Origin of the sequence: Pseudoalteromonas sp. Z9A6, from assembly GCF_011378805.1 — a bacterium.
Classification (GTDB): domain Bacteria; phylum Pseudomonadota; class Gammaproteobacteria; order Enterobacterales; family Alteromonadaceae; genus Pseudoalteromonas; species Pseudoalteromonas distincta.
Genome location: NZ_WTKZ01000103.1, coordinates 1 through 6575 on the forward strand (window position 1 = coordinate 1; position 6575 = coordinate 6575).

General features: G+C 37.4%; 4 protein-coding genes. 1 reads left to right on the plus strand and 3 read right to left on the minus strand.

What is annotated here, in order from left to right; translation table 11 throughout:
- Positions 1–279 precede the first annotated feature (279 nt).
- The 3 genes from GQR53_RS22820 to GQR53_RS22830 all read right to left on the minus strand — a co-directional run bounded on the left by GQR53_RS22820 (position 280) and on the right by GQR53_RS22830 (position 4776).
- Positions 280–3201 carry a TonB-dependent receptor gene (locus GQR53_RS22820; protein WP_165744494.1) on the minus strand — a complete coding sequence of 974 codons (2922 nt, stop codon included), beginning with the start codon at positions 3199–3201 and terminating at the stop codon, positions 280–282.
- Between the two features lie 413 nt (positions 3202–3614).
- A complete protein-coding gene (locus tag GQR53_RS22825) occupies positions 3615–4313 on the minus strand; it encodes a metallophosphoesterase (protein WP_165744495.1) in 699 nt (232 codons plus the stop codon).
- Between the two features lie 214 nt (positions 4314–4527).
- Positions 4528–4776, minus strand: coding sequence for a YfhL family 4Fe-4S dicluster ferredoxin (locus tag GQR53_RS22830; protein ID WP_024591186.1), 249 nt, complete (start codon positions 4774–4776; stop codon positions 4528–4530).
- Positions 4777–5037: 261 nt separating this feature from the next.
- Between GQR53_RS22830 and GQR53_RS22835 the strand changes: the two genes are divergently transcribed.
- A partial coding sequence (locus GQR53_RS22835) for a hypothetical protein (RefSeq protein WP_165745028.1) occupies positions 5038–6575 on the plus strand: 1538 nt, incomplete at its 3' end.

Sequence of the window (6575 nt, forward strand, 5' to 3'; positions counted from 1 at the left end):
TCAATCTAAGTTTTACTTAACACCCTGAGTAGTTCGTGCCTCGCTATGCTTCGGCGTTTCCCGTCTCAGTGGGGTCGCATTATAGGGAGTACAGATTTTTACGCAAGCGTTTTATTGACAAAACTTTAAATAAAGCACTGTTCGCTGAGAATTTGAGCTAAACGCATTAAAAACACAACATAACTAGCACTTTATTAACATTTAACGCCTATTAAAGTGTTTGTTATGGCCTGCGCTATCAAAAAATACTGTCTACAGACCAGCTATTAAGTCATTTAGCTAAAAGCTATAGTTAAAGCCCGCGTAAAAACGACGACCTGAGTAGCTAGTATTGAGTAATCGCGCATCGGTGTCATTTCCTAAACGCGTTACTGATTCAGATTTAGTTAAATTAATAACCGCTGCGGTAAGGCTAAGCCCGTCGTATAAATTTACAGATGCATTTACATCGATTTGTTCGTAAGGGTCTTGGTATACATTTAATCCGCTATTTAAACCGAGTACTGTTTCGCCGCGCTTATTATAAGAAGCACGTACATTAAAATAACCTCCTTCATAATAAACAGAGGTGTTGTACTGATACTTTGCACTACCTATTAAGGCCGACTGACCAAATTCTTCACCATTAATTGTTACATCTGCTTTATTGGTTTTGTTATAAGTGTAATTTGCGTAAAAGCCAAAACCACTATCAAAGGCATGCTGAATAAATACTTCCGCGCCTTTTGATACTGCATCGGTGCCATTACCTACAGTGCTGTAAGGGGCTATATTAATAGTCCCTGCATCCACTATATTATTTTTACCAGCAAAGTTTTGCTCTACGTCGATCACCAGTGGCACAACAAAGTTATCTACTTTCTTATGAAAAAGTGCCAACCCAACAGCAGAACCTTCGCCATAATAATACTCAATAGATAAATCAGCTTGAACTGATTCAAATGGTTTCAAGTTTTTATTTCCGCCACTACCGCTAAAACCAGGAAGCTCGTTAAATGCGGCTCTATCTTCTGCCCATTCACCTGATACATAGGTAATGCGCTGCTGCGCACCTAAATCACTATAGTCAGGACGAGATATTACTTTAGCTATTGCCCCACGAATAACTAAATCGTCGGTTGCATCCCACGCTATATTAAAGCTTGGCAAAACTTGAGTGTCTTTGTTTTGCTGAGTGACTAATTGATAGTCTTCTACAAAACGAGCGTCACCTGTTACTGGCTCACCTGTTTCATCATTTGTGTGATCTAATTGGTAGGTATATAAGTCAGTAGATGAAGTAAGTGTTTTTGTTTGCACAACACGCACACCCAAATTACCTCTGACTTCACTAAATTCAAAATCACCTTGTATATAAAAAGCCGATATTTTTTCTTCTATATCGTAAACAAAATTATCTTCAATGCGCGTATAAGGTACATAACTAGCAGTGACCATATCGCGGTATTTATTCCAGTCGATACTTGGCATTTGGTTTATATCAAAACCACCTGCAATATTATTCTCACTAGTAAATACATTTTGAGCTAATGGCATTCCACCATTCCATTGGTAGCTATCAAAACGGGTAATACCTTGCTCACTTGCTTCCCCTGCAGCAATATCAAAATTTGGATCTAAAAAGAAGGTGTTGCCGGTTTCACGGTGAAGAATTGAGTTGCGGTACTTAACACCGGTTCTAATTGTTTTTAAAAAGCCCCAATCAACATAAAAATCCACATCAGCTTGGTAGTAATCTTCTTCTAGCTCACTGCGTACAAAGCTTGAGTTTGAAGAGCCCGCATCACGACCGCCTCCAACTCCATTTTGTAAATTAACTAATGTATTAGGGTCGATATTAAGTGACACATTATTTTGATTGAGCGACCAGCCAGCCGTTTGAGCTGCGTTTTGAATAGTGGCTGCGTTTTCGCCCGCGTTAGAACTTTTATACGCCGCTTCCCAGCTTTCTTCTGGGCCGCCCTCTGATTGTGTATTACCAATTACAAAGCGCGCTTTAAAATTATCACCTTCATAGGTTAAATTAAAATCAAAGGTATCGGAGGTAGATTCCTCACGTATGTAGCTGCCACGCATCCACGGAAATTGCATATCATTTTCGACACCACTTGCCATTGCATCGTATTGCATACCAGTAACAATAGTGCCCGACTCATCAAGATTTACATCCGTCAAAAAATCAGGATTTAAAGACCACTCTGGTATATCAATCACAGATTCTGTTCTGTCTTGCCCAAGTGTAAAACCAAAATAATTAAAGCCAAGCTCTAAACGATTTGTTGGTCGCCACTGTGAACTAAATTGAATCCCTTCGCGCTCACGTTTTTCGTTAAGAACAGAGCCTCGAACAACTTGTGAAAACCAAACGCCATCGTAACTGTTGCCGTTTGCATCATTAATAGTATCCCAACCATTATTGTTATTAACTGCGTTACCGTTTATATCTGTAGGTTGCCCAGTGCCAGTATAGCGCCATACATTAGCATCAGTACCGCCCGAAAGCGTTCTGTTTGTCCGTTCCTGATAGGTATAGCCAACTAATACACCAAAGTTTTCGTTGTCGTTTTTCCATGAATATAAACCCGTAAACTGCGGCTCATACTCTTTTGTAACATCAGCGTAAGTACTCTCGACATTAAATACACCCGAGTTTGCATTCATATTTAAAGGTTTTCGGCTGTGCATTAATACAGTGCCACCAACCCCACCTTCATCTAAGCGTGCCTCTGGCGATTTATAAACCTCGACGCTTTCAATCATTGAAGACGGTAACAAAGCATAATCAAACGAACGCGAAGGCTCCCCCGGAGAAGATGCTATAAAATTACCATTAAGCTGTGTAAAGGTAAGTTCTGACGATAAACCACGAATACTGACAGATGAACCTTCCCCGCCATCACGCTCAATTACTACACCGGGTACACGCTGAAGTGAGTCTGCAACGTTTTTATCAGGGAACTTTCCAATGTCTTCCGCGGTAATGGCATCAACTACAGATCCCGACATACGTTTTACATCTAAGTTTTCGGCCATACTTGAACGGATACCACGTACTTCTATTACTTCCATATCTTTTGCGTGCTGCGAGTTTTCTTGCGCTGCAAAAGCACACGTAGAACCCAAAGCAGAAAAAATTGATACATAAAGTGACGACTTACAAAACGTTGAAAAAGGGAAAGGGTATATGCTTGCTACTATCATGTGAGAGGCTGTTCCATTTAAATCTGCTTATATAAAACCTAAAGCGAGAAGTTAGTCCTTTTACGTAAATTATTTACGAAATGGCAAAAATTGTTCCCAATTCTACACAGCCAAACTTAACCGTTTGTTAATCATCAATATTAAAACTAAATAAACGTCTCATATAACTGTATTAATACCTATTGGATGAAACTTAAAATCCAACCCACACATCAAAATCACTCTTAATTAACAAGCTAATAGAGGCTTTGTTGAATTTAATAGCTTAATAAAATAATTACGCTGCATAAATCATAGGGTGTATAGAAAAAACAAAGAGGATAACTAGATGTGGTAGTCAGCAGTTTATACTTTAGAAAGCAAAACTGCCGAATGATATTTGAAAGAAGTAACAATTGCTAAATAGCGCTTGGTTAATCAAGCGTAGCAATAACCTCTGAAAGCTCTAAGAGTGTAGGCTTTCCACCATAATAATTTGTATCTATATGATAACTATTACCAATCCAAAAAGGCGCTTTAGTTGAGTTATGTCCATGTATTGAAAAGTCGACTCCATGACTTTTAACTACCTTATTTTGTTTAACTACTTCGCGATCCCACAATAAAGATTGCACGATTAGCGATTTATCATCAGGGTAATTTTCCCAATCCCACGATTGTGCAAATGTATGAGACAACCCTATTGTATAACCACGATACTCAAGTACTATTGAAAGCGGTTTAGTTAGTAACTCATCGCACATGACACTGAGCTTTTCACTTGATACCGACTTGTGCCAATTACCACCATTACCAGTCCATAAATTAAAAGCCGCTTTATCATTACTTAATAATGATTCCAACATTAAATGCTCATGATTACCTAATATCATACATGCCCTAATGGCCTGTAAGTATGTAAATAAGTCATATGTTTTATCCCCGCGATCAACAAAATCGCCTAGGCAAAACAAAGTGTCTCTTTCAGGGTCAAAATTTACGTTATTAAGTGCGCTTTTTAAGGCCGGTAAATCACCATCAAGATCGCCAATTACAAATACTCGGCACTCATCATTAATAAATATGGCTTGTTTTGAAGATACAGCCTGAATAGCGTTAATACCTATATCCAAAATAGACTCCTATAGAATGCAATCTAAAACTTAGATTAATACTTGAGTTTATAAAGCCTTAAGGTAACACAATATAATTGATAATTAATGAAGGTAATAAAATTTGATTGAAACTAAAAATGCATGACGGCGGACTTTAGCTACAAGCTAAATAAGTAATGTAGATAGTTTTTAGCCGATAGTAAAAAGCGGCTTAGCAAAATACCTGAACAAGTTATAAGTTCGTTAGCAGCACAAACTTATCAGCCAGCTCACCTAAACTTTCACGCTTATTAGGATCGGGCTTTATACAGTCAATAGGGCAAACACTTACACAAGTAGGTTTATCATAATGCCCTACACACTCAGTACATTTACTAGCATCTATTTGGTATATTTTAGCGCCCATATAAATAGCCTCATTAGGGCACTCTGGGTCACACATATCGCAGTTAATGCATTTGCTATTTATGAGTAGAGCCATTTTTTACCCTTTTCAATTAATATCATTATAAAACAAAAAGATAAGTAAAAACAAATGTGTGTAAAGGCTAACTTTTGTGCAGTTCTAGTTTAATAAAAAAACCGCTATTTTTCATTAAATCGTAACACAAATTAGTAACACAAATTTTTATTTTTGGGTGTAAATTACAGCCGCGAATTATGCCTATCTTTCTCTGTTGCTTTGTTGATCTTAATCAATAAAAATCGCCGCAAGGCCTTTATTTATATAGGTTTAATCAAAGTGAAAAAATCACTATCAACGCTTACCAAAGCTCAATACACGAAAGCGAAACTAGAATGGAAGCAACTTAAATCGCCATTTTCTATGCAGCACATAAATCGCTGTGTTATTTTGGCCTCTCAAATCATCTTTTTTGAGGAAAAAGAAAAATCAAAACAAGAGGTTAAGAAACAAGATACGAAGCGATTATCGAAATATGAGGCACAACACAATCTTCGTCTTATATTTACCCTATCTGGAACAGTATCTTTTTACTCAGCTTTCCCTAAATCATCTGGCATAGCTAATACCAAGTTAGGTGAAGCACCTGAATTAACAATAGCAAAAGCGCGTAAGCTTACTGATCAAATGAAGTATGGCGTTTTAAATAATCATAATATTAAAACTGTGTTTGATGCATATGAACAAAGCTTAATAGAGCGTCATAACATCGCACCCACTAAATTTGCAGCTTCATCGCTCAGAACATATCAATGCAGAATAAAAAAGCTCAGGCATCATTTTCCGCTTAAGAGAGCGTTCCAGTCTCTTACAGCTGGAGAGTTAGAAAAGATTGTAGATATAATTATAAAAATAGAGTCTAACAACCAAGCAATTGAGCTTTTTGCACAAATTAGAAGAGTATGGCGATTTGCCAAAAACAAATTTAACTCAGGTAAAAACCCAGCTGCTGATATCGATGACTTTTACGTATCTGACCGTGTAGAAAGCCCCCGTCCTTGCCAAGTTTATACAGACTTAGATTCGATAGCTGAATTATGGATAAATCTAGCATCGGCCCCAAATGTACATCAAAAAAATGCTGCGCGATTTATGATTTTGACAGGCATTCGCCCTATTAATATTCCACAAATGAGGTGGGAGTGGCTCAATAGTATCGACTTTCCAACCATAATTACCTTTCCGGCATCTGTTGTTGGGGTTCGTGGAGAAATGAAAAACCAAAAAGAATATAAGCTGCCATTAACCAAAGCCATGCGCGCCATTATTTTAGAGCAGAGAGCCTGGATGGAAAATGCATTACCCAACTGTAACCCTGACCATATATTTCTTCAGCCTCGCGATCTTAACAAACCATTTGCTAAAAGGTCGCTAGACAAAATCATTAAAGATTACTCACCTGTTGATGCAGTAAAAGGAGATAAAAGAAATATTGTAATGAAAGGATCTGCAGGTGCATTTTGCACAATGTGCCGAAGCTTTTTTAAATCCAACGCAAAAGCGATTATGGTTGCCAACGGCTATCATTTTAAGCATGCAGAAGAACTCACAAGACTCGCACTTCATCACCTTAGAAAAGAAGACGATCCAAACGGCTTAAATTATGATAAATCTGAAGAGCTATTTGGAACCTCTACAAAATTAAAATTTAATGTTTTTAAAATTCATGAAGCCAGTATTTTAAAAAGAGCCAAAGAACTCGAAAGCCAACAACTCAGACTCACAGGTATGCAAAGTAAACAAGCTAAAAACCTAAAAAAAAAAAAAAAAAAAAAAGCACTGAGAGATAGAGTTAAAGTTCATTTAGTTCATAAAGG